Below are 22942 nucleotides of genomic sequence, written 5' to 3' on the forward strand. Positions count from 1 at the left end.
TGCGCATCCTCTACCGAATTTCCGGGTTCACCCGCGCCTTGGACGGCGTGCCGGGAAGGTCGCCCAGGCGACATGCGCACCGCCGTTGCCGGCAGTGGTGGTGCGGTGGAGTGGTAGGTGTGGCCGGTTGGTGTGGTGGTCGCAACCGTGTGGGCCGGGCCGGGGATGGGTGTGGCGTTCCAGCCGGGTGCTTCTTTGGCGTGGTTGCAGGCTTCGCAGAGACCCTGCCCGTTGGCGGCGGTGGTGGGTCCGCCGTTGTGCCAAGCGGTGATGTGGTCGTGGTGCCGGACCCGAGCGTCGCAGTACGGGGTCCGGCAGGTATCGTCCCGGACCTGGAGGAAGCGTTTCAGGTTGGGCGGGAAGAGCCGGGCTGTGGAATCCATCGCCACCAGCTCCCCGGCGCCGGGGGCGGTGTAGAGGCCCCGGACCCACAGGCTCAGGTCGTGGCTCGCTGCATGACTGAGGGCCAGGTTCCGGGCGGTGGCTGCCGGGATGGTGCCGTAGCCGGGGAGCCTGGCGGGTTCGCCGTCGGCCTGCAGGAGGGCGCGGTCGGTCATGACGAGCTGGATCTCCACCCCGGTCACGCCGCCGGGGATGCCCGTGGCCCGTTCGACGAGGGTGTCGGCCGGGGATGACCTGCCCCCGCGACCTGTCATCCCCGGCCGACCGGGCCGTGTCGGCCTCCCGGGACAACGCGGCGTAGGCGGCGACACCCTGCGCAACGGGGAGCAGCGCGGTCAGGTAAGTCATGGTGTCCGGGGCCGGACGCAGGCTCACGGTCCGCTCCGTAACGGCCCGTGCGGCCCGTTTCGCGACCGAGGCAGGATCCCGCCGGTACGCGGCGGCACGGACCGCGGCGATGATGGCCTTGTCTCCCAAGCCGTCCAGCGCCCCGGTGTCGGCGGCGAGTTCCTCATCCACCCCGGCCCGGTCCCCGGGCGACAGGCAGATGGTGTCCTTCACGATCAGCGTCACCCGCCACTCGTTCAATGCCCCGGCCCGGAACGCGGCGAAGGTGCGCGGCATCCCCGTCAAAGCCCTGGCCAGTCCCAGCAGCCGGGAGCCACGGTTCGGAGACTCCCGCCGCGCCAACGCGATCTGCGCTGCGACGCCGGCTCCCTGCTCCTCCACAGGCACCCCGGCCTCGGCCTGCTCCCGCCGCTGCGACAGATCAAAAGCCACGCTCGCCTCAGCCTGCCGGGCACCGGCCACGCACTTCAGGTCCTCCAACCCCCGGATCTGATCGATCTTCCCGGCATCATCGCCGGCCACAGGAACACGAGCCAAAAGCTCAACGACATCACCAACGGAAGGTACAGCGGCCGGCGGGAATGGAGCGCCATCAACCGCGGAGGGCCCGGCACACCGCACCGCCCCCAGCCCTGCAATCCTCCCCAAAACCGCTTCCATCACCAAAGTCTTCCACCAGGCACCGACAACCCCAGCCACCCAAAACCCCTATGTGGAAAACGTGAAACGCCAACCACCGTCATCCCTTCCCTGTCCTGCCGCTGCAGCCCTCCGGCGAAACAGAAATTGGCTGGCACTTCCACCCCGCCAACTGGGGAAACGGCTACGCCACCGAGGCAGCCCAAACCGTCCTCACTACGCATTTGAACGTCGCCTGCCCAGGGTAGTGGCGGTGACCACCCCGGCCAACACGGCCTCGCAGCGGGTCTGCAGCAGGATCGGACTGGCGCTCTTCGATGCGGCGGATCCTTCCGCCTAGCCCGTCCCCTTCCACAACCGCTTCCACCAGGACCGCTCCGGCTCCGGTTCGGGTGGAGCCTCGTCAACCCGGGCGGCGCGTCGCATGCGCCAGCGTTCCACCTCGTCCTCCACATCGCGGGTCTTGGTGATCACCGGCGGCCCACCCTGGAGTTGGCGGCGGGCGTCGACCACCCGCCGGTTGAAATCCTGCAGGATGTCCCGCACCTGCTGCTCGGTGTACTGGGCATCCAGCCTGGCGTCGAGTTCCGCGTCCTCAGTGCGGAGCAGGATGGCCGCCGGGCCCAGGCCGCTGATGTTCTCCCGCTGGATCAGCCCCTTCACCCACCAGTCGGGATCGTACGATTCGCCCAGGCCCGGGATTGGCTTGCCCGCGTACTTGAGGTTGTCGAACTTTCCCTGCGCCATGGCGTCGCGGACCAGGTATTCCGCGCGGGCGGCATCGCTGACTTTCTTGCGCTTCTCCCGCTCCTGCGCGTCGAGGGCGTCGAGCGCCGCTTCCTCCTCGGCGCTGATGCCGGCACCGCGGTATGAACGGACCTCCGCTGCCCGCTCCAGGCGCTTCCGGAAGTCCCCTGCCCCGCCGCTCACGACTGCCACCGCCTTCCCTTGGCATCATCCACCTACCAGTATTCAGCGGCGGCTCCGGAGGTTCAACGCCTCGAAAGCCGACGACGGCGGGACGTCCCGCCGTCGTCAGCCCACCCTGGCGAGGGAAAAGGTCGGTGGCGGCAGCGTGCAGTCAGGCGTTGGCGTGCTCGGCGAGGATGCCGTCGATCTGCCCGACTGCCTGCTTCAGGCCCTCCTCCATGCCCATGGCCATCACCTGCTCCATCTGCTCTTCCGAATCGAAAGCGGAAAGGATGGTCATGCGTGTCCGCTCCCCCGCGGGTTCCAGGGTGACGGTGGCGTGCGCCGTGCCCAGGTCACCCGTGGGGTGGCCGTCGCTGTCGGCAAACCCATCATCGAACTGCAGCCGGTGCGGGGGCTCGATTGCCGTGAACTCCCACCAGCCGTGGGCCTTCTCCCCGCCAGGGCCGGTCATGTAGTAACTCGCCCGTCCGCCCGGAACAAAGTCGACCTTGTGGAACGTTGCGGGCCAGCCGGGAGGGCCCCACCAGCGCTCCAGCTGCCGCGGGTCCTCCCACAGCTGCCAGACACGTTCGACGCCGGCGTTGAACTCGGCGACCAGGGTAAGGGTCAGTGCCTCCGGATTCTTGTCCGTACTGATGACTGCCATGGCGGTGCCTTCCTAACCTTCATCGAGGATTTCTGCCATCCTGGCGGCCCGCTGCCGCCAGATGTGCTCATAGTCGTCGAGCAGCCGCCGGGCCTTTTGCAGTCCATCGTGATTGCCCCGCACGATCTGCTCCCTTCCGCGCCTTTCCTTGGTGACCAATGACGCGCGCTCCAACACCGCCACATGCTTTTGGACGGCGGCGAAGCTCATGGCGTAGAGGGCGGCCAGGCCTGAAACGGAGTACTCACCAACGGTTACCCGGCGGACGATGTCCCGCCTGGTGGTATCGGCGAACGCCTGGAAGAGGCGGTCCAATTCGGCCTCGCTCAGTTTTTCTACAACCATTTGGTTGTACGTTAGTCCTGCCGTGGGCAGGGGTCAAGGTATTTTTTGTCGTTCGCCCATACCCGGCTACGGGCCGGTATCTTGAAGCGCATGAGCATGTTCCTTGCCGGGTCAGGCCCGGATCCTGCAGCCTTCCCGCACGTCTTTGACCGGTTCGCCGAGGACGTCCGCAAGCATTCTGGAGCGGACCGGATGGCCCGCATCGCCGTTGCCGTCCACCAGCGCGACGGCGACCCGCGGGACCTCGTTCCCGCGTACGCGGAACCGCTGCATGCCAGGATCAAGTGCGGCATTGTGGTTGTCCCGTTGCTCGACGGCAGGCCCGCGGACCCCGCCGCGTTCGACGGCGTGGATGCCGTGGTGGTGGGCGGCGGCCTTACGCCTGCCTACTGGGAAGGGCTCCGGCCGGCAGCGTCCGCGATTTCCGGACTGGTTGGCGGTGGAGCGCCCTATCTGGGGTTCTCCGCGGGAGCCATGCTGGCCCCGCACAGCGCGCTGGTCGGCGGATACCGGATTGACGGTGTGGATGTGTGCGGCGAGGAGTGTTCCGAAGGCCTGGACAGCGTGGATGTCCGCGACGGGTTGGGATTGGTGCCGTTCGCGGTGGATGTGCACGCCGCCCAGGCAGGAACGCTCAGCCGGGCCGTGGGCGCCGTAACGGCAGGTTTGGTGGAGTGGGCCGTAGCCATCGACGAAGACACCGCGGTGGTGTTCGGTCGGCCCGGCGATAAGGACTACGGGGTGATCGGCACCGGCAACTGCTGGGACATCCGCCGTACCAGAGGCGGCGCCGTGGTGTCCGTGCGGCCGCCGGACTGAAACAGCCCCCGCTGCCTAAGAGTCGAAATGGGTGCTGACCGGGCTGCCTGACAACTGCTCGATCAGTTCCCTGGCGACGTCCCGGAGTTTGCGGTTGCGGTTGCTGGAAACCCGGGTCAGGATCTCCATCGCTTCCTCCTGGGAGCACCGGTTCTGGGCCATGATCACGCCGCAGGCGAGGTTGATGGCTGTCCGGCTTTCAAGGGCGGCTTCGAGGTCTTCGGCACGATTCTGGGCTGTGTCGATCCGCACGGACAGGTGCAGGGTGTTATGCGCGGCGGCAGCGAAACCCACCGCCTTGTCATAGACATCCGGGGTGAAGGCGCGGGGCTTGGTGGCAAAGAAGTTCAGGGCGGCGCTTGCCTCTGGGGCGATTTCCAGCGGCACGCCCAGGGTGCTGTGCACGTTGAGCTCGGCGAGCTTCTGGTTGTACGTCTTCCACCGCGGATCCGTTGAGACGTCGTCGATCACCATCGGGGTCATCTCGCGGAGGGCACGGATGCAGGGACCGTCACCCAGGGCCTGCTCCACCTGGTCGAGCGTGACCGCGCGGGCACTGCTGCCGGCCGCCGTGGCGGGACGCCGGCGCAGCTTCAGGGTGACGGCGCATTCGATGTCGTCACCGGCCGCCTCTGATACCGAGGCGGCTGCGAGGCCGGAAAGGCCGGACAGGAATTCCACCACGTTTTCGGCCCCTACGAGGATCTCCTGCAGGTGCTGAACGGACTCGTTATCGGCAGAGCTGGGCATGGGTTTATCTTACTGACGGGGTGCAGCTCCTGGCGTGCCGTTGCCTTTGGCGCCTCCGCCCGCTGGCTCCCGGCGCAGTCATTGCCTCTATCTCGGGCGAAACAACCATCTCCACGTACTTCGACGAATAGGCCCGCCGGCAGGACGTGATGAGTCTCACGCGCAAATCACTGCTATCCGGTTGAGCCTCCATCGCCGGTATGGGCACCATGGAAAGGATGAATGCGGAGCGCCGCGTGCGGTTGCTCACATTCCGCTCCAAAAGGTTGCCATTGATCCGGCAGCCATGCACGATTGAAATACGGGAACGCGCTTTCCCACCCTTTTGCCCTCAGAGCCGAGGGCGCGGTCCGGCCGGGTCCGGACCGTTCAACGCAAGAAATGGAAGTTGAATAATGACGTTCGATGCCACCAATTCCGTCAGCTTGAAGATCTGGGACCGGGCCTCCCTCCACGAGACCCTTGATTCCGCCATCACCGATCTTTCCGCCCGCCACAACACCACCACCTGCCGTGTTGCCGTCACCTGCAGCGGACCCAACACCTTCACCCTGAGCGTGCGCGGGGAAGAGCCGGCACTGGCCCTCTAAGGAACCAGGCACCAAGGGCGCGTACGACGGCGGGTCCCACCCGCCGTCGTACGCGCCTTTTTGCTGTCCGGATACAGGAGTGACGGCAATCACATTAATTCCTGCGTGAGGTTCTCCCCCGTATTTGCGTCTTTATCTGTGAGGGCGCACGAAGCGCCCCCCCCAACCCTAAGCCCACAGAAAGAGGAGCGACGGAATGACGACGCAGACGCAAACCCCCGCAACGGTTCAGCAGAAGAAGGCCGCTGCCGCCCCCGCCCACGAACTCTCCGGCAGGGACGGCCAGGACGGCCGCGGGCGCACCACTGTCGCCGACGGCGTCGTGGCCAAGATCGCCGGCATCGCCATCCAGGAGATCGAAGGGGTCCACGCCCTGGGCGGCGGCGCAGCCCGTGCCCTGGGCACCCTCCGCGAAAAAGTAGGCCAGAAGGACCTCACCCAGGGGGGGAGCGTTGAGGTGGGGCAGACCCAGGTGGCCGTGGACGTAACCCTGGTAGTGGAGTACCCGCACCCGCTCCAGCAGGTGGCGGACAACGCCCGCGACGCCGTTTACACGGCCGTGGAGGACCTGGTGGGCATGGAGGTCACCGAGGTGAACATCACCATCACGGACATCCATGTCCCCTCCGACGGCGAGGACGCTGATGATGCCGCCCACGAACCGAGAGTTGCATGAGCCCCGTGACAGCGGGCACCGCCGCCGGGGCCGTCCTGGCGCTCGCAGCCCTGTGGTTCGGCTTTTGGGGCTTCCTGCTGACGGCGCTGTTCATGGGAACCGGCGCCGTCCTCGGCAGGGCAGCCGAAGGCCGCCTGGATCTGGCCGCGGTCCTGGACGCCCTGCGCGGCCGCCGCTCGTCAGCATGACCCGGTTAGGGCCGGCCAGGCAGGGCCACACCCGGATGGCACCCGCCGCCCTGCGGCACGCCGTGGAAGCGGTGGCCGCAGACGCGTTCGGCGTCCGCCGCAACGACGTGTCCGCCGCCCTCCAGGACGACGCGGGAAAGCTGGGGGTCAACCTCCTGGTGCGGCTGCCCGCTCCCCGCTCCTGGTGCGGGCCGCAGTGCCCACGGACTCACGGGACATGGGCGTACCGGACGGGGCCGCACAAGACAGGGCCGCACCGGAGAGGGCCGCACAGGACATGGAACGGCCCGCGCTGTTCGAGCCGGTGTTCGAGCGGGCACGCACAGCCCGCCGGCAGATCGCATTGCTGGGTGGCCGCATCACCGGAATGGAATGCGGCCGTATCAGCATCCGCCTCGCCGGGGCAGGGCATTCCCCCAGTGAACCCCGCGTCGACGGCGAACAGGACAGGAGGAAGGCGTGAACCAGGCAAGGATCAACAACCGGATCATCCGCCGGGAAACGCACTCATCCCGTGCGGGCCTGTCGGTTGTGACCGCGGTGACAGTGCTGGCCGCCTGCCTGTGGCTGGGCACCGAAAGTGTCCTGCGGCTGCTGGGGGACGACGCCCTGCTGGCATCCCCCGGAACGCTGGCGGCACGCGCAGCAGGGGCGCCGGAGACAGTCATGCCGGCAGCCATGGCGGCCGGCGGGGCTGCCCTTGCCCTCGCAGGCGCCGGGCTGCTGCTCGCGGCGGTCACCGGCGGCCGGCGTAACCGCCGGCCCATGGTCAGCGACCGCAGCGCCCTGGTGGTCGACGACGAGGCCATAGCGGCCGCCGTTTCACGCCAGGTTCGCCTGGCCGCCGGGCTGGCCCCGGAGCAGGTGAGCACCACCATCACCCGGAGCCGCGCGCTGGTCCGCGTCCGGCCGGCGTCGGGCATCACCCTGGACCGCGACGTCCTCAGCGGGGCGGCTGCGGGAGAAGTTGCCTCCCTCCGCCTCCGCAAAAACGTGGCAGTCCAGGTCCTGGTTGACGCGGAAGGGGCAGTGGGCCGATGAACAACACCAACAGGGCGATGAACCGCATCCTGCTGGCCCTCTCCGGGCTGGCACTGCTGGCCACCGGAACCCTTGCTGCGGCGGCCGGACTGGTGCCGGACATCCGCGCGGTATGGAGCAGCGCCGCCAATGCACTGCTGGAGAAGTGGCGGTCCCTGGCCGCAACGGCACCGGCCCCCGAACCCGTGGGCACCTGGTGGGCGCTGGCCGTGCCGGTGCTGATGCTTTTGGGGGCGGCAGCAAGCATCTTTTGGCTGGCACGCCAGGGCGGCGGCCGCACCGGCGTGGCCGCACAGGAGGACGACGGCGGGCAAGGCACCACGGCCGTGGACGTCTCGTTCCTGGCCGCGGCAGTCCAGGAAGCGGTGAAAGGCAACCGGGCCGTCGCCGGAAGTTCCCTGACCGCCTGGCGCCGAACGAAAAGCTCCATCACCGGGGCGCTTCGGCTCACGCTGCAGGCCCGAAAAGGCGCCTCCCCGCGCGAGCTCGCAGACCTGGCAGAGGAACTGGTGGCCGGCATTGATGCGTTGCTGGGCCATCGCACCACCGTCCTGGTCCGAATAGCGGATGGAACCAGGACCAGGCTGGCCGGCGCACGCCGCGCCGGTTAGGCACGAAACACCAACCGATGGAAAGGAAACATCATGGGACTCGAAGACAAGCTCAACAACGCAGCCACCAACCACCTCGGTGCCGCTAAGGAGGGCGCCGGCAAGCTTACCGGCAACCGGGAACTGGAGCGCGAGGGCCAGCTGGACCAGGCCCAGGCAAAGCTGCAGGAAGCCGGCGGGAATGTCCTGGACGCGGCCAAGGGCGTCGGCAGCAACCTCAAGGACGCGGCCGCAAAGGTCACAGGGGGATTCCGCAAAGAGTAGGCAGTTTCCCCAGCGGCAGGCCCGCACCGCCTCCCCGGCGGTCCGCGGGCCCGCCCGCCGTCCGCCAGGCGCTCGCGCCGATAGTGAAAGCAGAATCCGGTGACAGGTTCACCCTTGGTGAGGGACCAGTTGGACCTGGTCCCTGATGCCATCCTGGTTGGCAGGGCGTCCGACGGCGACACGGCCGCGTTCGAGGCCCTCGCCCGACGCTACGGCCCGCACATGCGGGCAGCCGCCCGGCGCTTGACCGGCTCCTACGCGGACGCCGACGACGTGGTCCAGGAAGTGTTGGTCCAGGCATGGCAACAGCTGGACACCGTGCGCGAACCCGCGGCCATCAAGGGCTGGCTGCTCAGGCTGACCGGCAGCCGCAGCATCGACCTGCTGTGCCGGCGCCGCAAGCACACCAGCCTGGCCGGTCCGGACGATGGGGCGGCCGACCGGGTGTCGCCGGGCGCGGGACCGGAAACGGCAGTGGTGGCAGGCGCGGGCATTGAATCCCTGAAGAATGCACTGGCCGCGCTGCCCGAAGAGCAGCGGCGGTGCTGGATCCTGAAGGAGATCAATGGCCAAAGCTATGACGACATTGCCCAGACCCTCAACATCAGCCCGGCAAGTGTCCGGGGCCGGCTGGCCCGGGCCCGGATTACACTGGTCCGCGAAATGGAAGATTGGCGATGAGCATGCCCCACGACACGTTTGAGTGCGGCCACACGCTCGAGGAGCTGAGCCTCTACCTGGACACCGGCGAATTCGCCGATCCACCCCACCTTGAGTCCTGCCCGGAGTGCCGTGCCGGCCTCGATTCGCTCCGGCGGCTCACGGCTGCCGGCAACGAGCTGTATGCCAGTGACGTGGCAGAGGCCGGCAGCGGCCCGGACGACTGGATGAAGGACATCCTGGCGAGCCTGGCGCTGGAGCTGCGGCCCGGACGGACCATCCCGCTGCATTCGGACCATCCAGCAGACACGCTCACCGAAACAGAAGGCTCGGTCATCGCCCTGGTCCGCTCCGTAACGGACAGCCTGCCCGGCACCGTGGCCGGCAAAGTGCGGCTGGAGGGAGATGTCACCGTCCCGGCTGCCCCGGTGGCTGTCCGTCTGGACCTGGCGGTCCTGTTCGGCCATCCCCTGATGGCCGGCGCGGCTGCCCTGCGGCAGGAGCTGGCCGAGGCGCTGGCCCGCCATACCGAGTTGAACATCACCACGATCGACATCACCATCACCGATGTCATCGACGCTCCCCGGGAGGACCAGTGACCGAAGACCTGAAGAACGCCATCCTGGCAGTCGACGGCGTCACGGACGTCTTTCCTGCCCGGCACCTGCTGCAGCGCCTGCCCGGGAAGGCAGCGGCCCTGCTGCACGGCAACAGTGCCGGAACGGTGGACGAACCGGGGGTCGACCTCCGGACCGACGGCGGCCGCCTCGAAGCCGTGGTCCGCATCGGCGTCAGCTCCGATGCCCGGACCCCGGACGTTGTGCGGGCGGTGGCAGCCGCGGTGCGAAACCACCTGGGCACGGCGGATACGGCGGTCAAGGTCACCGCAGTCCGCATCGCCCCCGCGTCCTGACCTGCTCCCGGTCCTGACCTGGTCGCGCGCCCGCATGCCTCCGCGGCCAGCCCGCCGCCGACCGGCGTAGCATTCGTCAGGTAGGTGCAGGTGCGGACCACCGGGAAGGGCACATGGGAACCGAACGTCAAACAACCCGTTTTCACTTGGACGACCTGAAAATACCGGTCATCCAGGCCCCGATGGCCGGCGGGCCCTCCACCCCGGAGCTCGCGGCCGCGGTCTGCGCCGCCGGGGGCCTGGGGTTCCTGGCCGCCGGCTACAAGACGGCCACGGCGATGCGGACCGACATGCAGAAGCTCACGTCGCTCACGGACCGGCCCTTCGGCGTCAACCTCTTCGTTCCCCAGCCCTCTGTTCTCAAGCCCGACGCCCTGCAGCGGTATGCCGGGTCGCTGGCCGCCGACGCGGAGCGGTTCGGCGTCAGCCTGGGCGAGCCGCGGCATGACGATGACGACTGGGATACCAAGCTCGAGGTTCTGCTGGACCTGGCGCCGGCGGTGGTGTCGTTCACTTTCGACTTTCCCCCGTCGAGTGTGGTGGAGGCCCTGAAGCACCGCGGTGTGTACGTCATTGCCACGGTGACGTCGCGTGACGAAGCACTGCGGGCCCTTGCCGCAGGTGCCGACGCCCTGTGCGTCCAGGGCCCGGAAGCCGGGGGCCACCGGGGAACGTTCGCCGCTGCTGCGCCGCCGCCCGAGGTCCCCCTGCATGGGCTCCTTGAAAGCCTCTCAGACCTGGAGGTTCCGCTCATCGCAGCGGGCGGAATTGCCACAGCAGAGCACACCCGGGCGGCGCTGGCCGTCGGTGCCACGGCCGTGCAGGCCGGAACGGCCTTCCTCCTCGCGGACGAGGCAGGGACCAAGCCTGCGCACCGGGCCGCCTTATCGTCGCCGGAACGTTTTCCCACCACCGGCGTGACCCGCGCCTTCTCGGGCCGCAATGCCCGCGGCCTCTACAACGGATTCATGCGCCGCCACGACGGGGAGGCCCCTTACGGCTACCCGGAAATCCACCACCTCACCACTCCCCTGCGTGCCGCGGCAGCGGCGGCAGGGGACCCGGACTGGCTGAACCTGTGGGCCGGCATCAACTACCGAAACGCGGCGGAAGGCCCGGCCGCGGCAATTGTGGCAAGCCTCCGGCCGTAAGGCCCGGCCCGTCGGCGTCCGCTTCTGATAGGTCACCCTGCGTCTTAAAGCCCGACGGCGGCCCGGCCCCCTTGAGGGAGCCGGGCCGCCGTCGCGTGCGTGGTGCTTTAGAGGGTGGCGGTGTCGATCACGAAGCGGTACCGGACATCCGATGCGAGGACGCGCTCGTAGGCCTCGTTGATCTTCTCTGCCGGGATGACCTCGATCTCGGCGCCCAGGTGGTGCTCGGCGCAGAAGTCCAGCATCTCCTGGGTTTCACGGATGCCGCCGATCATGGAACCGGCGAAGGAACGGCGTCCGCCGATCAGTGCGAAGGCGTTGACGGGAAGCGGCTCCGCCGGGGCACCAACGTTCACCAGGGCGCCGTCGAGCTTCAGCAGGCCAAGGTAGGAGCTGATGTCGATGGACGCGCTGACCGTGTTGATGATCAGGTCGAAGGTGCCTGCCAGTTCGGCGAAGGTGTTCTCGTCGCTCGTGGCGAAGTAGTGGTCGGCGCCCAGCTTCAGCCCGTCTTCCTGCTTCTTCAGCGACTGCGACAGGACCGTGACCTCGGCGCCCATGGCGTGCGCCAGCTTGACGGCCATGTGGCCCAGTCCGCCCAGGCCCACCACGGCAACCTTCTTGCCGGGGCCCGCGCCCCAGTGGCGCAGCGGGGAGTAGGTGGTGATGCCGGCGCACAGCAGCGGCGCGGCGACATCGAGCTCGATGCCTTCGGGAATGGTCACCACGAAGTCTTCGGTGACCACCACATGGGTGGAGTAGCCGCCCTGGGTGATGGTGCCATCGCGGTCAACGGCGCCGTAGGTTCCCACATTGCCCTTGAGGCAGTACTGCTCCTCGCCCTTCCGGCAGTTGTCGCACTCCTTGCAGGAGTTGACCATGCAGCCAACGCCGACGCGGTCGCCTACTTTGTGCTTGGTCACCCCGGCGCCAACCTCGGTGACGATGCCGGCGATTTCGTGGCCGGGGACCAGCGGGTACTGCTGGGGGCCCCAGTCGCCGCGGACCGTGTGGATGTCCGAGTGGCAGATGCCGGCGAACTTGATCTCGATCATGACATCGTGCGGACCCACCTCGCGGCGCTCAATGGTGGTTGACACCAGGTCCTCCGTGGCGGACGGGGATGCATAAGCCTTGACGGTAGTCATGGTTCTCCTCTGATCTGTTGGGGGATAACAAAAATGCTACCGGGGTTGTTCGGAGCAAACCCCGGAAAAGGCTGGTCCAGCGTGGCCCTGTTGTACCTGGTCTTGGCAGTCCTACCCTTGCCGGGCTGCGGTGGCCACGCCGGCGGCGGGCATTACGGGCGGAGCAGCACCTTGATGGCGCGCCGCTCATCCATGGCCTTGTATGCCTCAGGGGCCTGCTCCAGGGGAAGCTCGAGGTCGAAGACCTTTCCGGGATTGATCTCTCCGCGCAGGATCAGGCCAATCAACTCGGGGAGGTACTGGCGGACCGGAGCAGGACCGCCATGCAGGTGGACGTGCGAGTAGAACAGGTCGCGGCCGGGCAGCGCCACATCGTGGGACACCCCCACGAATCCGACGTGGCCTCCGGCTCGGGTGGCATGGATGGCCTGCAGCATGGATTCCTGCGTGCCGACGGCTTCGATGACGGAGTGTGCGCCGAGGCCGCCCGTGAGCTCCTTGATTTTCTTCACACCCGCGTCGCCGCGCTCTTCAACAATGTCGGTGGCACCGAATTCACGGGCCAGGGCCTGCCGGTCGGCGTGCCGGGACATGGCAATGATCCGATCGGCGCCCATCTGCTGTGCTGCCAGGACCCCCAACAGCCCCACGGCGCCGTCGCCCACCACCGCCACGGTCTTGCCCGGTCCCACCTCGGACGCCTTGGCGGCGAACCATCCGGTGCCCAGGACGTCGGAGGCTGCCAGCAGCGACGGAACCATACCGTCGTCGGGCATCTCCGGGGTGGCAACCAGGGTGCCGTCGGCCAGCGGGACGCGCATGTACTCGGCCTGGGCGCCGCCCACGCCCTGCCGGTGCACGCAGCCACTCTGGTAGCCCGAGCGGCAGATCTCACAGGTGTTGTCCGAGGCGAAGAAGGACCCCACCACGAACTGGCCCGGCTGGACCGTCTTGACGTCGGCGCCCACTTCTTCCACGATCCCCACGTACTCGTGGCCCATCGGCGAAGGCCTGGAGACTTTGTCCGCGCCGCGGTAGGGCCACAGGTCCGAACCGCAAACGCAGGCGGCAACGAGCTTGATGACCGCATCCGTGGACTGCCGGATGGCCGGCTTGTCACGGTCCTCGACGCGGACGTCTCCGGGGGCGTGCAGGATGGTGGCGCGCATGATGGGTCCTCCCTGGGGTGAAATGCGGAAAGCGGACATCCCTATCAAACCCGTCCCTGCCGTCCTTAGCGAGGGCCCTGGCGTAACTGGTTCCGGCAGAACCTCCTTAGGGCAAGGCCAATGGCCGTAACGTGTTCCGTATGGATAACCGAGCCGAGGTCCGGCAATTCCTGTCCTCACGCCGTGGGCGCATCACCCCGGAACAGGCAGGCATCGAACCGTACGGCGGACGGCGCCGCGTGCCCGGCCTCCGGCGCGAGGAAGTTGCCCGCCTGGCCGGCGTCAGCGTGGACTACTACACCCGGCTGGAACGGGGAAACCTCAGTGGCGTCTCGGACAGTGTCCTGGACGCGATCGCGGGGGCGCTGGACCTGGACCGCGCCGAGCACGACCACCTCTACGACCTGGCCCGTGCCGCCAACACCTCGGGCCGCAAGCGGGCTGCCCCCGCGGCCGCCCCCGCCGGAGTGCGGCCGGAGCTGCAGTACCTCCTGGACGCCATCACCGAGGCACCGGCATTCATCGGCAACAACCGGATGGACATCGTGGCCGCCAATACCCTGGGCTACGCCCTGTACTCGGACCTGTACCGCAACCCGTCGCGGCCGGCCAACCACTCCCGGTTCATCTTCCTTGACCCGCGTGCCCACAACTTCTACACCGACTGGGAACGGGCCGCCAACACCAACGTCGCCATCCTCCGCCGCGAAGCGGGCCGGAACCCGCACGACAAGGGCATCGCCGAACTCATCGGTGAACTGTCAATGCGCAGCGACGAATTCCGCACCCTGTGGGCCGCACACAACGTCCGCCGCCACTACGCCGGGACCAAGTTCTTCCAGCACCCCGTGGTGGGCCTGCTCGAACTGAACTACCAGGTCCTGGGCCTGGAGGAGGACCCCGGGCACACCCTCACCGTCTACCCCGCCACGCCCGGGAGCCCCTCGGAGGAGGGCCTTAAGCTGCTGGCCTCCTGGGCGGCCACCGAAAAGATCGCGGACATGGCGCAGGGCCAGGTCCGCGCCTAGGATCCCGCCGGCAGGACGGGCGTCCCGTCACATTAACGCCCGTTGCGGTCCCCTTAACCCAGGTTGCGGTTCATGGCGCCGGGTTGCCTGTTTTGACCCGTCCGTGGCGCCGGATGTAGCGCCGTTTCCCCGCGTTGAGCGTGCATTGCGCGGTGCTGGCCAACGCCCCTGAAGGCGTGTTTAGGTGTTTCCACGGCACCGGCCAGGCCGTACGCACCAGCCGAAACAGCTCCGCATCCCGCCGCCCATGGCGGATCCAACCATCTTCCCCAACGCCACCCGGCGCACTCCCCCGGGTGCCGTCGTCGTCCCCGGATTTTTCCTGAAAGGAACACCATGTCCTTCCCGGCACCACCGCCCACCCCCAGCCGCGGGCTCCCCGCGTTCACCCGCCGCCGCGCCCTGGCCGCCCTCCTCGCACTCCCGGCCGCCGGTTTACTCTCGGCCTGCGGCGGCACCGCCACGGCAGGCGGCGGACGCATCAGCCAGGCCTCCCTTGAACCCCTCGCCACCGCCGTCCCCGCCGGAACCACCATCACCGTGGGGGATCCGAGCATCAAGGTGGCCCTGGAACTGTCCGGCCTCGCCAGGGAACTGGAGGGCTTCACCGTGGAGTTCGCCAATATCTCCGGCGGCCCGCAAACCACCGAGGCCTTCCGCGCCAACGCCCTTGACGTCGGGTCCGTGGCAGACATTCCACCCATCCACGCCACCTGGACCGGACTCGACGTCCGCATCATTGCCGCCGGCTACCGGCAGGACGCGGTGAACCACCCCATCTACGAGCTTGGCATCGCCCCCGGAACGGGCATCAACACGCTCGGTGGCCTGCGCGGCCGGAAGGTGGCCTACAGCCCGGGCCAGGCGCAGGGCGCACTGGTCCTGCGGATCCTGGAAAAGGCCGGGCTCACGCAGGACGACGTTAAGCTCGTGGAACTGCCCAGCACCGGGGACGCCTACGCCACGGCACTGGCCGGCAAGCAGGTGGACGCGGCTCCGCTGGGTGGCGTCCAGATCAAGCGCTACCTGGCCAAGTACAAAGCCGACGGCGCCACCACCCTCCGCCACGGGCTGCGCGATGACCCCAGCCTCCTCTACTCGCCCGCCAAAGTCCTGGCCGATCCCGCGAAGGCCTCCGCACTGGCCGCCTACGCCAAAATCTGGGGCAAGGCGCAGCGCTGGATAGAGGACCACCCCGCCGAATGGCTGGAGGGCTACTACGTCAAGGACCAGGGCCTGTCCCGCGAGGACGGCCAATACCTGATCGACGCCACCGGGAAACGCGACCTCCCCATCTCCTGGACAGAGGCCATCGCCCGGCACCAGGAAACGATCGACCTGCTGGCCCGTGAACAAAAGAAGCCGCAGCTGAAGGCCGCGGACCTGTACGACACCAGGTTCGAGGCCATCGCCGGCACCGCGTTCGCTTCCGCAGGACAGGCAGGTGCAGCATGAGCGCCGTACTGGACCGGACGGCACCGGCCCCGCACCAGGACCAGGCAGCCCCTCCGCGGCGGGACGTGCGGCAGGACGTGCGCCCCACGGCGAAAAGGCTGGGGCCCGGACGACGGCGGCGGCTCGCCTGGGTGGGCCCGTCGGCCCTGCTGCTGCTCTGGTCAGCCTCTTCCGCAACAGGGCTCCTGGACCCGCGGATCCTGTCCGAGCCGTGGACCGTAGTGGCCACCGCCGGTGAGCTGATCGCGGACGGCCGGCTCCAGGAGAACCTGGCCATCTCCGCCCAGCGGGCCGGCCTGGGCCTGTTCTTCGGAACGCTGGTGGGCGCCGTGCTGGCCCTCCTGTCCGGGCTGAGCCGGGTGGGCGAGGCACTGATCGACGGACCCGTGCAGATCAAGCGGGCCATCCCCGGACTAGCCCTGATCCCGCTGCTGATCCTCTGGTTTGGCATCGACGAAACCATGAAGGTCCTCACCATCACCCTGGGCGTCTTTGTCCCCGTCTACCTGCAAACCCACGCGGGCCTGCGCGGCATCGATCTGCGCTTCGTGGAGCTGGCCCAGACCGTGGGACTGGGCCGGGCGGCCTTTATCCGCAAGGTGGTGCTCCCCGGAGCGCTGCCCGGGTTCTTCCTGGGCCTGCGCTTCGCGGTTACCGGCGCCTGGGTATCTCTGGTGGTGGTGGAGCAGATCAACGCCACCAGCGGCATCGGCTACATGATGGAGCTCGCCCGCACCTACGGCCAGACCAACATCATCGTCCTGGGTCTCGCCGTCTACGGCATCCTCGGCCTGCTCTCCGACGCAATCGTCCGCTTCATCGAACGAAAGGCCCTCTCATGGCAGCGCACCCTGGCGGGCTGACCGCCACAGCACCGGCACCAACCACCCCTTCCGCCGTGTCCGTCCGGCAGCTTGTGCGCAGCTTCGGCACCAAGACCGTCCTAAGCGGCGTGGACCTGGACATTGCTGCCGGCGAGTTCGTGGCGCTGCTGGGCCCCAGCGGCTGCGGCAAAAGCACCCTGCTGCGCGCCCTCGCCGGGCTGGACCACGAGGTCAGCGGCAGCGGGGTGGTCGGCGTCCCGGAGCGCGTATCCGTGGTGTTCCAGGACTCGCGGCTGCTGCCGTGGGACACCGTGCTGGGCAACGTCAGCCTGGGCCTGAGGGAGCACGACGCCGGGACCCGGGCACGCAGGGCGCTCGCCGAAGTGGGCCTCGCCGGGCGTGAAAAAGCGTGGCCGCACCAGCTCTCCGGCGGCGAACAGCAGCGCGTGGCCCTGGCCCGTTCCCTGGTCCGCGAACCACAGCTGCTGCTGGCCGACGAGCCCTTCGGAGCCCTGGACGCGCTGACCCGGATCAGGATGCACGGGCTGCTCCAGGACCTGGTGGCCGCCCACCGGCCAGCCGTCCTGCTGGTCACGCACGACGTGGACGAGGCCATCGCCCTGGCGGACCGGATCGTGGTCCTGGACCGCGGCCGTATCGCCACCATCCGCCGGGTGGCACCGGAGATTCGCACGTCCACCGATGCCGCCGGCCACGAATCCCTGCGCCGCGACCTCCTCGCCGCGCTGGGCGTCGAGGCCGCCCACACTACCGAACCGGCCGCCGTCGGCCTTTAACCCAACCTGCAAGGAGCACGTCATGACATCGAAGCACCCGTCCCGCCGCCAACTCCACCTCAACGCCTTCCTCATGAGCACAGGCCACCATGAAGCGTCCTGGCGGCTGCCGGAAAGCGACCCGCACGCCGGCAGCAAGGTGGAGCACTACCAGCAGCTGGCCCGCACCGCCGAACGCGGCAAGCTGGACTCGATCTTCTTCGCCGACTCACCCGTCCTGTTCGGCGAAGTGGGCCGCCGGCCCGCCGGCAAGCTGGAGCCCACCGTGCTGCTCACAGCCATCGCAGGTGCCACCGAACGCATCGGCCTGATCGCCACCGCCTCCACCACCTACAACGAACCCTTCAACCTGGCCCGCCGCTTCGCGTCCGTGGACTGGGCCAGCGGCGGGCGAGCGGGCTGGAACGTGGTGACCACGGCCGGCCCGGATGCTGCCCGCAACTTCGGGGTGGACGACCAGCCCGCCCACGCCGTCCGGTACGAGCGTGCCGCCGAGTTCATCGAGGTGGCGCAGAAGCTGTGGGACAGCTGGCAGGACGACGCCGTACTGGCGCACAAGGCAGCGGGCGTGTGGGGCGATGAGGACAGGATCCGCACCATCGACCACGAGGGCAGGCACTTCAAGGTACGCGGGCCGCTCAATGTGCCCCGGTCCCCGCAGGGCCACCCGCTGATCGTCCAGGCGGGTTCATCCGAGGACGGCAAGGAGCTGGCGGCGCGCTACGCCGACGCCGTCTTCACCGCCCACCAGACCCTGGCCGATGCGCAGGACTTCTACCGCGACCTCAAGGCGCGCACCGCTGCGGCCGGACGGGACCCCGAGGCCATCAGGATCCTGCCGGGCATCGTTCCGGTCATCGGCTCCACGGAGGATGAGGCGCTGGAGCTGGAGCGCGAACTGGACCGGCTCATCAAGCCCGAGTACGCGCGGATCCAGCTGGCCAAAACCCTTCGGGTGGACCCCGATGACCTGCCGCTGGACCGGCAGCTGCCGGAGAACCTGCCGAGCGAGGACGAGATTGAGGGCGCCAAGAGCCGTTACACGCTGATCGTGCAACTGGCCCGCCGGGAGCAGCTGACAGTGCGGCAGCTCATCGGGCGGCTGGGCGGCGGGCGCGGGCACCGGACCTTCACCGGCACACCGGTGCAGGTGGCGGACGCCATCCAGGAATGGTTCGACGGCGGCGCCGCGGACGGCTTCAACATCATGCCGCCGGTGCTCCCGGCAGGCCTCGATGCCTTCGTGGACCAGGTAGTGCCCATCCTGCAGTCGCGCGGCCTGTTCCGCACCGAGTACACGGGCCGGACGCTGCGGGAGCACTACGGGCTGGCGCGGCCGGCCAACCGGTACGCGGCGCAGGCAGGACGGGTTCCGGCGGCAGCTGTGTGATACCGGGGCTCCGGGCGGGTACTCCCTAGACTGGCAGATGGACATTGTTGCCAGGACGACATGAAGGAGCGACAGGATGAGTGGAGTAGTAGTTGTAGGCGTGGACGCCAGCCCGTCGGCACGGAAGGCCGCGGAAGTTGCCTTGGGCCTGGCGGAGTCGCTGGGAGCCTCGCTCCATGTGGTGACCGCTTTCGAAACCGAAACGGCTGAAACCTTCGGCGTGGGTTCGGACAAGGTCAGGATCTCCAACGCGGACAGCTCCGAGATCGTGGCGAAGGACCTGGCCAGGTCCCGGCCGGGCGTGCAGGTCACGCATTTCGCTGCCCGCGGGAAGCCCGCCGACTCCCTGATCAAGGAAGCCATCCGCCTGGATGCCCGGCTGATCGTGGTGGGCAACCGCAGGATGCGCGGGATCGGCCGGCTGTTGGGAAGCGTCGCCAACAGCGTGGCGCACAACGCGCCGTGCGATGTCTACATCGCGAACACCTACGACGACTGACCTGGCTGCCCGCAAAAGCAAGGAGCGGACGGCGGCGGGACTCCCGCCGTCGTCCGCTCTTCCTGTTTCGGCCAGGTCAGGCCCGGTACTCTTCGTCGGTGACGTGATCCAGCCAGGTGACCACCTGGCCGTCCGCGTCGGCCTCCTGCATGGCCACGTGCGCCATGAAGCGGTCCGGGGTGGCACCGTGCCAGTGCTCCTCACCGGGCTCAATGTAGACAACGTCGCCGGGGCGGATCTCCTGGACCGCCCCGCCGCGCCGGGCCACCAGCCCGATTCCGTCGGTGACGTAGAGGGTCTGGCCCTTGGGATGGTGGTGCCAGGCGGTGCGGGCGCCGGGGGCGAACCGGACGTGCGCGCAGCCGATGGCTGACTGCCCGTCCGGGTTGCGGATGCCGTCAATCTGCACCGCTCCGGTGAACCATTCCTGCGGTCCGGCTGCTGTCTGGCCGCCGCTCTCGGTGTACTTCATCATGTCCTCCTGGTGTGGGTTGGTGTAGGGGTCTGGGTGGTGCGGATCCAAGTGGCGGGGCTAAGGGGCCGGGCTCTAGGTGCCGGCGCGGGGCGTGGCCCGGGAGGTCAGGACTGACAGGACAGCGGCGATGCAGAGGATGCCTGCGGCGGCCAGGAACGTGGCCTGGTAGCCCGAAGAGTCGAACAGAACCCCACCGAGCGTTGACCCGAGGGCGATGGACGTCTGGACCACCGCCACCATCAGCCCGCCGCCGGCTTCGGCGTCGTGGGGCATTGCCTCCGCCAGCCAGCTCCACCAGCCAACGGGTGCGGCCGTGGACATCAGGCCCCACAGGCCGAGCAAAACCACGACGCCGGCAAGCCAGCCGCCGGCGGGAACGAGGGCCGCGGCGATGACGGCCATCAGCACCGGAATCGCGGCCAGCGTCCGGTAAAGGCCCTTTCCGAGGAACCGGCCAATCAGCAGCGTTCCCATAAATCCCGCCGCGCCGATCACCAGCAGGACAAGGGAGACCGTTGCGACGTCCACGCGGGTCACGGTCTCTAGGAACGGGCGGATGTAGGTGAACAGGACGAACTGGCCCATGAAGAAGGAGCCGCAGGCGGCCATGCCCAACGCGACCGGCCGGCTCCTCAGCCCGGCGAAAATCCCGAGGACGTTGCCGGACGTGCGCTTCTCCACCGTCATCGACGGGAGGCTGATCCACTGCCAGGCCAAGGCAAGCACCGCGATGGGCACCAGGCAAAAGAATGCGCCCCGCCAGCCGATGACGGAGCCAAGGTAGCTTCCCAGCGGTGCAGCCAGGACTGTGGCGAGGGCATTGCCGCCGTTGAAGACCGCCAGGGCGCGCGGCACCTGGTGCGCGGGCACCAGCCGCATGGCGGTGGCTGCCGACATGGACCAGAACCCGCCGATGACCACGCCGATAAGGGCACGGCCCACCATGAACAGCAGGTATCCGGGGGCGGTTGCCACCAATGCCCCCGAGACCGCCATCAGTGCCGTCAGGCCCAACAGGAGTGTCCTGCGGTTCATGCTGCCGGCCAGGGTGGAGACGGACAGGCTGGTCAGCACGGCGAAGACACCGGAGACCGCGATGCCCTGCCCGATCATTCCCTCGGAGACCTGGAGTTCGGTGGCCATCGGCGTGAGCAGGCTGACCGGCATGAACTCCGAGGCAATCAGCGCGAAGACACACAGGGACATCGCGAACACGCCGCCCCAGTGGGCCGGATGCCGTTCGGGGGAGGCTGTATGTTGCCGGCTGGTTTTGATGACGGAGGTTTCGGGGGCCATGGCTTCCATTCAACCGGCCGCCTCCAGCCCTAGCGAGGGCCCTGATGTAACGGGTTTTGCCAGACCCCCCTTTATGCCGTCCCTTGCTTCAGCGCTGCAGGCGGCTGGTCCTGGCGGAGGTGCGGGACCTCCGTCCCGCCTGTTTCCGGCGGCTGTGGCTTGTAGACCCACGCCACCAGCACCACGGAAATGATCATGAGCAAGAACCACGCCACCAGTTTCTCCAGGCCCACCGGGTGCCAGCCGGCCATCTGGCTGGGGTAGAGCCAGGCACCGGACCAGGTGGCAATGTTCTCGGCGAGCCAGATGAACAGCGCCACCAGCAGGAAAGAAGCCACCAGCGGCATCCGGAAGCGGCGGCGGAACACGCGGAAGTGCATCACACAGCGGCCGTAGAGAATCACGACGGCGGCCAGCAGCACCCAGCGCAGGTCCCAGATGTAGTGGTGGGTGAAGAAGTTGGCGTAGATCGCCGCGGCAAGGACAGCGGTGATCCAGCGGCGCGGGTACGCGGCGAACTTCAGGTCGAACAGCCGGTACACGCGCACCATGTACGAGCCCACTGCGGCGTACATGAACCCGCTGAAGAGCGGCACGGCACCGATCCGCAGCACGCCTTCCGCTTCGTAGGACCAGGAGCCCATGTCCGTCTTGAACAGCTCCATCACGGTTCCCACCGCGTGGAAGAGGACAATGACGCGCAGTTCCCGCAGGGTTTCCAGCTTGAACGCCACCATCAGGATTTGGATGGCAACGGCGGCAACCGTCAGGAAGTCGTTGCGCGCCAGGCCGGAGTTGTCCGGGTACCACAGCCTCGCCGCCATCAGCACGGCCAGCAGGGCTGCCCCGAAAATGCAGGCCCATCCCTGCTTGAGGCCGAACACGACGAACTCGGTGAGCCTTGCCTTGGCCCCGTTGACAGGCGCCGTGGCCAGGAAGCGGTGGGCGCGTTCATCGATCCGTTGCTCCACTGGTGTCGAATTACGCACTGATCCCCTGACGCTTGCTTGGCTGGCCGTTCCGCTTCAGGTCCCTGTCGAGTTCCCGCAGGCAGTAATCCTTGAACCAGTACCTGATGCCCTGCGGCAGCCTGGGATAGGTGGCGGCAAGGATGCGGAACGTGCGGTTGAAGCGGCGCTCGTGCCGGTCGCTCCACGGGAGGCCGAAGTCCTGGCGCAAGGGCTCCGGAAGCAGCCCGGCCGTCAGGAACCTCGCCGGCGGGATGATGGCGCGGTACCACAGCGCCGTGTGCTTGGGAAACAGCAGGCCCCGGGCCACGCGAACTCCGGCATACTCCGCGCGGAGCCCCTGGAGGTGCTCTGCCCAGTAGCCTTCAAAAGCCGCCCGGTCCTTCGGCCACATGCCCGCGGGAAGCTGCAGTGAGGTGCCGATCCGCGCGTAGTCCTGGTACATGGCGTCCGCGGCGGCGTCGTCAAGCGGGCCGTAGATTTTCTCGATGATCGTGAGCGCGGTGTCGTAAAGGGTGGCCACCACCCAGAGCTGCAGTGCCGGGTCGAAGGCGCTGTAACCGGCAGAGGCCTTGTCTGCCGCGCGGTGCACCGGCACGTGCGCCCGGTTGACCCTGCGGCGGACCTCATTGACCTGAGCCTCGTTTCCGTAGACGACCGCGTAGACATAGGTCAGGGTGCCCTTGAGCCTGTTGACGGGCCGCTCAGTGAATGTGCTGTGGTCGGCAACGCCCCGGCCAATGGCGGGATTGGCAAGCTGCAGCAAAATGGCACGCCCTGCCCCCGCAAGCAGGATGCCTTCCGCCCGGTAATCGGAAATGTCCTGCACCATGGAAACAGGGTACCGTCACCACCGGACCGAGGGGACCGGACCTTTGGCCCGTTGACATGGGACTGGCCCGTTGACATGGGGCTGG

At 68.2% G+C, this 22942-nt stretch carries 30 protein-coding genes and 1 pseudogene; 19 read left to right on the forward strand and 12 right to left on the reverse strand.

Annotation, left to right across the window (positions count from 1 at the left end):
* Positions 1-65 precede the first annotated feature (65 nt).
* Positions 66-1410 (reverse strand): annotated as a pseudogene (locus RM50_RS20490) (HNH endonuclease); the annotation flags it as partial.
* A gap of 125 nt (positions 1411-1535) precedes the next feature.
* On the opposite strand from RM50_RS20490, the gene RM50_RS21185 reads away from it, so the two are divergent.
* Positions 1536-1637, forward strand: a complete 102-nt coding sequence (locus tag RM50_RS21185; RefSeq protein ID WP_276202742.1) for a hypothetical protein — start codon at positions 1536-1538, stop codon at positions 1635-1637.
* An 88-nt stretch (positions 1638-1725) separates the two neighbouring features.
* On the opposite strand, the gene RM50_RS17875 is transcribed toward RM50_RS21185, so the two are convergent.
* The 3 genes from RM50_RS17875 to RM50_RS17885 form a co-directional block, all read right to left on the reverse strand.
* Positions 1726-2319: a DUF1992 domain-containing protein gene (locus tag RM50_RS17875; protein ID WP_043455540.1), complete on the reverse strand. Its 594-nt coding sequence runs from the start codon at positions 2317-2319 to the stop codon at positions 1726-1728.
* Positions 2320-2470: 151 nt separating this feature from the next.
* Complete coding sequence (locus tag RM50_RS17880) at positions 2471-2968, reverse strand: SRPBCC family protein (RefSeq protein ID WP_043455447.1); 498 nt, start codon at positions 2966-2968, stop codon at positions 2471-2473.
* 12 nt (positions 2969-2980) lie between these two features.
* Positions 2981-3313: an ArsR/SmtB family transcription factor gene (locus tag RM50_RS17885; RefSeq protein WP_043455450.1), complete on the reverse strand. Its 333-nt coding sequence runs from the start codon at positions 3311-3313 to the stop codon at positions 2981-2983.
* A 90-nt stretch (positions 3314-3403) separates the two neighbouring features.
* Between RM50_RS17885 and RM50_RS17890 the strand changes: the two genes are divergently transcribed.
* Entirely contained in the window at positions 3404-4132 is a 729-nt protein-coding gene (locus RM50_RS17890) for a hypothetical protein (RefSeq protein WP_043455452.1), read from the forward strand.
* A 15-nt stretch (positions 4133-4147) separates the two neighbouring features.
* On the opposite strand, the gene RM50_RS17895 is transcribed toward RM50_RS17890, so the two are convergent.
* A complete protein-coding gene (locus RM50_RS17895) occupies positions 4148-4882 on the reverse strand; it encodes a GAF and ANTAR domain-containing protein (RefSeq protein WP_043455454.1) in 735 nt (244 codons plus the stop codon).
* Positions 4883-5277: 395 nt separating this feature from the next.
* Here RM50_RS17895 and RM50_RS17900 point away from each other — a divergent pair, with 395 nt between their 5' ends.
* The 3 genes from RM50_RS17900 (at position 5278) to RM50_RS17910 (ending at position 6336) form a co-directional block, all read left to right on the forward strand.
* Entirely contained in the window at positions 5278-5472 is a 195-nt protein-coding gene (locus RM50_RS17900) for a hypothetical protein (protein WP_043455457.1), read from the forward strand.
* A 196-nt stretch (positions 5473-5668) separates the two neighbouring features.
* On the forward strand, positions 5669-6148 hold the full coding sequence (locus tag RM50_RS17905) for an Asp23/Gls24 family envelope stress response protein (protein ID WP_043455460.1): 480 nt from the start codon (positions 5669-5671) through the stop codon (positions 6146-6148).
* Positions 6145-6336: a DUF2273 domain-containing protein gene (locus RM50_RS17910; RefSeq protein WP_043455463.1), complete on the forward strand. Its 192-nt coding sequence runs from the start codon at positions 6145-6147 to the stop codon at positions 6334-6336. The genes RM50_RS17905 and RM50_RS17910 overlap by 4 nt, the downstream gene beginning before the upstream one ends.
* 5 nt (positions 6337-6341) lie before the next feature.
* Here the strand turns inward: RM50_RS17910 and RM50_RS20740 are convergent, their stop codons facing one another.
* Complete coding sequence (locus RM50_RS20740) at positions 6342-6548, reverse strand: hypothetical protein (RefSeq protein ID WP_156133911.1); 207 nt, start codon at positions 6546-6548, stop codon at positions 6342-6344.
* Between the two features lie 65 nt (positions 6549-6613).
* On the opposite strand from RM50_RS20740, the gene RM50_RS17915 reads away from it, so the two are divergent.
* The 8 genes from RM50_RS17915 (at position 6614) to RM50_RS17950 (ending at position 10976) form a co-directional block, all read left to right on the forward strand.
* A complete protein-coding gene (locus RM50_RS17915) occupies positions 6614-6799 on the forward strand; it encodes a hypothetical protein (protein ID WP_043455466.1) in 186 nt (61 codons plus the stop codon).
* The gene (locus tag RM50_RS17920; protein WP_043455469.1) at positions 6796-7377 is read left to right on the forward strand and encodes a hypothetical protein; all 582 of its coding nucleotides are present in this window, start codon (positions 6796-6798) and stop codon (positions 7375-7377) included. The genes RM50_RS17915 and RM50_RS17920 overlap by 4 nt, the downstream gene beginning before the upstream one ends.
* Entirely contained in the window at positions 7374-7988 is a 615-nt protein-coding gene (locus RM50_RS17925) for a hypothetical protein (RefSeq protein ID WP_043455472.1), read from the forward strand. Before RM50_RS17920 ends, RM50_RS17925 begins: the two co-directional genes overlap by 4 nt.
* Before the next feature lie 33 nt (positions 7989-8021).
* Positions 8022-8252: a CsbD family protein gene (locus RM50_RS17930; RefSeq protein WP_043455475.1), complete on the forward strand. Its 231-nt coding sequence runs from the start codon at positions 8022-8024 to the stop codon at positions 8250-8252.
* Positions 8253-8351: 99 nt separating this feature from the next.
* A complete protein-coding gene (locus RM50_RS17935; protein ID WP_052260338.1) occupies positions 8352-8933 on the forward strand; it encodes an RNA polymerase sigma factor in 582 nt (193 codons plus the stop codon).
* A complete protein-coding gene (locus RM50_RS17940; protein ID WP_043455478.1) occupies positions 8930-9511 on the forward strand; it encodes a zinc ribbon domain-containing protein in 582 nt (193 codons plus the stop codon). The genes RM50_RS17935 and RM50_RS17940 overlap by 4 nt, the downstream gene beginning before the upstream one ends.
* The gene (locus RM50_RS17945) at positions 9508-9825 is read left to right on the forward strand and encodes a hypothetical protein (protein WP_043455481.1); all 318 of its coding nucleotides are present in this window, start codon (positions 9508-9510) and stop codon (positions 9823-9825) included. The genes RM50_RS17940 and RM50_RS17945 overlap by 4 nt, the downstream gene beginning before the upstream one ends.
* A gap of 113 nt (positions 9826-9938) precedes the next feature.
* Positions 9939-10976, forward strand: coding sequence for a nitronate monooxygenase (locus RM50_RS17950; RefSeq protein ID WP_052260339.1), 1038 nt, complete (start codon positions 9939-9941; stop codon positions 10974-10976).
* 107 nt (positions 10977-11083) lie between these two features.
* Here RM50_RS17950 and RM50_RS17955 read toward each other — a convergent pair whose 3' ends face one another.
* Both RM50_RS17955 and RM50_RS17960 read right to left on the reverse strand, forming a co-directional pair.
* Complete coding sequence (locus RM50_RS17955) at positions 11084-12124, reverse strand: NAD(P)-dependent alcohol dehydrogenase (protein WP_043455486.1); 1041 nt, start codon at positions 12122-12124, stop codon at positions 11084-11086.
* Positions 12125-12276: 152 nt separating this feature from the next.
* Positions 12277-13293, reverse strand: coding sequence for a zinc-dependent alcohol dehydrogenase family protein (locus tag RM50_RS17960; RefSeq protein WP_043455546.1), 1017 nt, complete (start codon positions 13291-13293; stop codon positions 12277-12279).
* A 140-nt stretch (positions 13294-13433) separates the two neighbouring features.
* Here RM50_RS17960 and RM50_RS17965 point away from each other — a divergent pair, with 140 nt between their 5' ends.
* The 6 genes from RM50_RS17965 (at position 13434) to RM50_RS17990 (ending at position 19286) form a co-directional block, all read left to right on the forward strand.
* Positions 13434-14321 carry a helix-turn-helix transcriptional regulator gene (locus RM50_RS17965; RefSeq protein ID WP_043455489.1) on the forward strand — a complete coding sequence of 296 codons (888 nt, stop codon included), beginning with the start codon at positions 13434-13436 and terminating at the stop codon, positions 14319-14321.
* Between the two features lie 336 nt (positions 14322-14657).
* The gene (locus RM50_RS17970; RefSeq protein ID WP_043455491.1) at positions 14658-15776 is read left to right on the forward strand and encodes an ABC transporter substrate-binding protein; all 1119 of its coding nucleotides are present in this window, start codon (positions 14658-14660) and stop codon (positions 15774-15776) included.
* A complete protein-coding gene (locus tag RM50_RS17975; protein ID WP_043455493.1) occupies positions 15773-16639 on the forward strand; it encodes an ABC transporter permease in 867 nt (288 codons plus the stop codon). Before RM50_RS17970 ends, RM50_RS17975 begins: the two co-directional genes overlap by 4 nt.
* A complete protein-coding gene (locus RM50_RS17980; RefSeq protein WP_043455495.1) occupies positions 16615-17397 on the forward strand; it encodes an ABC transporter ATP-binding protein in 783 nt (260 codons plus the stop codon). The genes RM50_RS17975 and RM50_RS17980 overlap by 25 nt, the downstream gene beginning before the upstream one ends.
* A 22-nt stretch (positions 17398-17419) precedes the next feature.
* Entirely contained in the window at positions 17420-18787 is a 1368-nt protein-coding gene (locus tag RM50_RS17985) for an LLM class flavin-dependent oxidoreductase (RefSeq protein ID WP_043455497.1), read from the forward strand.
* A gap of 76 nt (positions 18788-18863) precedes the next feature.
* A complete protein-coding gene (locus tag RM50_RS17990; protein ID WP_043455499.1) occupies positions 18864-19286 on the forward strand; it encodes a universal stress protein in 423 nt (140 codons plus the stop codon).
* A gap of 76 nt (positions 19287-19362) precedes the next feature.
* On the opposite strand, the gene RM50_RS17995 is transcribed toward RM50_RS17990, so the two are convergent.
* The 4 genes from RM50_RS17995 to RM50_RS18010 form a co-directional block, all read right to left on the reverse strand.
* Positions 19363-19758: a (R)-mandelonitrile lyase gene (locus RM50_RS17995; protein ID WP_043455501.1), complete on the reverse strand. Its 396-nt coding sequence runs from the start codon at positions 19756-19758 to the stop codon at positions 19363-19365.
* A 75-nt stretch (positions 19759-19833) separates the two neighbouring features.
* Positions 19834-21057, reverse strand: a complete 1224-nt coding sequence (locus RM50_RS18000; RefSeq protein WP_043455548.1) for an MFS transporter — start codon at positions 21055-21057, stop codon at positions 19834-19836.
* 71 nt (positions 21058-21128) lie between these two features.
* Positions 21129-22046 (reverse strand): DUF817 domain-containing protein, encoded by a 918-nt coding sequence (locus RM50_RS18005; RefSeq protein ID WP_043455503.1) that lies wholly within the window; start codon positions 22044-22046, stop codon positions 21129-21131.
* Positions 22039-22857: an oxygenase MpaB family protein gene (locus tag RM50_RS18010; RefSeq protein WP_043455504.1), complete on the reverse strand. Its 819-nt coding sequence runs from the start codon at positions 22855-22857 to the stop codon at positions 22039-22041. The genes RM50_RS18005 and RM50_RS18010 overlap by 8 nt, the downstream gene beginning before the upstream one ends.
* Between the last annotated feature and the right edge of the window lie 85 nt (positions 22858-22942).

Origin of the sequence: Pseudarthrobacter phenanthrenivorans (assembly GCF_000813845.1) — a bacterium.
GTDB lineage: Bacteria > Actinomycetota > Actinomycetes > Actinomycetales > Micrococcaceae > Arthrobacter > Arthrobacter phenanthrenivorans_B.